Genomic DNA, 2,780 nt, shown 5'->3' with positions numbered 1-2,780 from the left:
GCGCGCCAGGGACACCCGGCGTCGCGGCTGTGCCATCCTGGGGCAATGACGTCCGAGCCGCCCGTGCCCGGCAGCGGTCGAGTGCCGATGCTGCGCGACGAGTGGCGAGAGCCGCTTCGCGCCCTGCGGGATCCCGTCGCGGTCGGCAGCGGACGTGCCCGCGCCGATCGCGACCGTCCCCGCCAGTGGCGCAAGCAATCGTGGCTGGGCCGATTCGTCTCCACCTACGGCTGGCGCGCCTATGCGCTGCCCGTTCTGGTGGCATTGACCGCGGTGGTCATCTATCAGACGGTGACCGGCGTCGGCGCGCCGCAACCGACGGCGACCAAGCCGACCATCCAGGGCCCGCCGGCCATCGGGGCCGTGGGCACCGCGATCCTCGACGCTCCGCCGCGCGGCCTGGCCACCTTCGACGCCAATCTGCCGGCCGGGACGCTGCCGGACGGCGGTCCGTTCACCGAAGCCGGCGACAAGACCTGGCATGTCGTACCCGGCACCACGCCGCAGATCGGTCAGGGCACCGCCAAGGTGTTCCGGTACACCGTCGAGGTCGAGAACGGTCTGGACCCCGCGATGTTCGGCGGTGACGACGCGTTCGCCACGATGGTCGATCAAACGCTGGCCAACCCCAAGGGCTGGACGCACAATCCGCAGTTCGCGTTCGTCAGGATCGACGGAACTAGTGGGGCCAAACCCGACTTCCGGATTTCGCTGGTGTCGCCGGTGACGGTGCGCGAGGGGTGCGGCTACGAGTTCAGGCTGGAGACCTCCTGCTACAACCCGGCCTACGGCCCGGAGCGCCAGGCCCGGGTGTTCGTCAACGAGGCGCGCTGGGTGCGCGGCGCCGTGCCGTTCGAGGGCGACGTCGGTTCGTACCGCCAGTACGTCATCGACCACGAGGTCGGCCACGCCATCGGCTACGTGCGCCACGAGGCGTGCGACAAGCAGGGCGGGTTGGCGCCGGTGATGATGCAGCAGACGTTCTCCACCTCCAACGACGACGCCGCGAAGTTCGACCCGGAATACGTCAAGGCCGACGGCAAGACCTGCCGATTCAATCCCTGGCCGTATCCGATCGCCTGAAACACCCTCGGGGAAGCGTCGCCGGCAACCGAAGCGTTGACTGGAGACGTTGAGTCGCGAAGCTGACCGAGGAGATATTCGGTGTCCACATCGTTGCCGCCACTAGTCGATGCCGCCGGCGAGCTGAGTCGCGACGAAGTGGCGCGCTACAGCCGCCATCTGATCATCCCGGACTTGGGCGTCGACGGGCAGAAGCGGCTGAAGAACGCGCGGGTGCTGGTGATCGGCGCCGGCGGGCTCGGCGCACCGGCGCTGTTGTACCTGGCCGCGGCCGGCGTCGGGACGATCGGCATCGTCGACTTCGACGTCGTCGACGAGTCCAACCTGCAGCGTCAGATCATCCACGGCACCGCCGACGTCGGCCGTGCCAAGGCGCAATCCGCCCGCGACTCGATCCACGCGATCAACCCGTTGGTCGCGGTGCGGCTGCACGAGTTCCGGCTGGAGGCGGGCAACGCCGTCGAGCTGTTCAGCCAATACGACCTGATCATCGACGGCACCGACAACTTCGCCACCCGGTATCTGGTCAACGACGCCGCGGTGCTGGCCGGCAAGCCCTATATCTGGGGGTCGATCTACCGCTTCGAAGGTCAGGTCTCGGTGTTCTGGGAGGATGCCCCGGCCGATCAGGCCGGCAACGAGCGCGGCCTGAACTACCGCGACCTCTACCCGGAGCCGCCACCGCCCGGCATGGTTCCGTCGTGCGCCGAAGGAGGCGTGCTCGGCATCATCTGCGCCTCGATCGCGTCGGTGATGGGCACCGAGGCGATCAAGCTGATCACCGGCATCGGGGAACCGCTGCTGGGCCGGCTGATGATCTACGACGCGCTGGAGATGAGCTACCGCACGATCAGGATCCGCAAAGACCCCGCCACGCCGCGGATCACCGAACTGATCGACTACGAGGCGTTTTGCGGTGCGATTTCCGACGATGCCGCCGAGGCGGCCGCCGGCTCGACGATCACACCGGCGGAGCTGCGCGCGTTGCTGGACTCGGGCAGGAAGCTGGCCCTGATCGACGTTCGAGAACCGGTTGAGTGGGCCATCAATCACATCGACGGCGCCCAGCTGATCCCGAACTCGTTGATCAGCTCCGGCGAGGGTCTGACCAAGCTGCCGCACGACCGCAAGGCGGTGCTGTACTGCAAGACGGGGGTGCGCTCGGCCGAGGCGCTGGCGGCGGTGAAGAAGGCCGGTTTCGCCGATGCCGTGCACTTGCAGGGCGGAATCGTGGCGTGGGCGCAGCAGATGCAGCCCGACATGGTGATGTACTGACGCACGCCAGCGCGTCGCGCGGACCCGCATCGTCGCACTTGTAGGCTAACCCCCGTGAGCGTCGAACCACCGCCGGAGCACGTGCTTTCGGCGTTTGGTTTGGCCGGTGTCAAGCCCATCGCGCTGGGCGCCAGCTGGGAGGGCGGCTGGCGATGCGGCGAGGTCGTCCTGTCGGTCGTGGCCGACCACGCGCGCGCGGCCTGGTCTGCGCGAGTGCGGGAAACGCTGTTCGTCGACGGGGTGCGGCTGGCCCGTCCGGTGCGCTCGACCGACGGGCGCTACGTGGTCTCCGGATGGCGGGCGGACACGTTCGTCGCCGGTACACCGGAGCCCCGGCACGACGAAGTCGTCTCGGCGGCGGTGCGGCTGCACGAGGCCACCGGCAAACTCGAACGCCCCCGATTCCTGACCCAGGGACCGAC

The 2,780-nt window shown here is 68.6% G+C and carries 3 protein-coding genes; all 3 read left to right on the top strand.

Annotation, left to right across the window (positions count from 1 at the left end; translation table 11 throughout):
* Window positions 1-45 precede the first annotated feature (45 nt).
* Window positions 46-1,083 (top strand): DUF3152 domain-containing protein, encoded by a 1,038-nt coding sequence (locus AC5Y5O_RS31865; protein ID WP_096285384.1) that lies wholly within the window; start codon window positions 46-48, stop codon window positions 1,081-1,083.
* An 81-nt stretch (window positions 1,084-1,164) separates the two neighbouring features.
* Window positions 1,165-2,358 carry an adenylyltransferase/sulfurtransferase MoeZ gene (moeZ, locus tag AC5Y5O_RS31860; RefSeq protein WP_096285385.1) on the top strand — a complete coding sequence of 398 codons (1,194 nt, stop codon included), beginning with the start codon at window positions 1,165-1,167 and terminating at the stop codon, window positions 2,356-2,358.
* A gap of 54 nt (window positions 2,359-2,412) precedes the next feature.
* The coding region (locus AC5Y5O_RS31855) for a TIGR02569 family protein (protein WP_500028727.1) at window positions 2,413-2,780 on the top strand (368 nt) is incomplete at its 3' end.

Source organism: Mycobacterium sp. NGS40, from assembly GCF_059812735.1.
The sequence above is the reverse complement of the archived record's forward strand: the minus strand, read 5'-3'. Positions and strand labels throughout refer to the sequence as shown.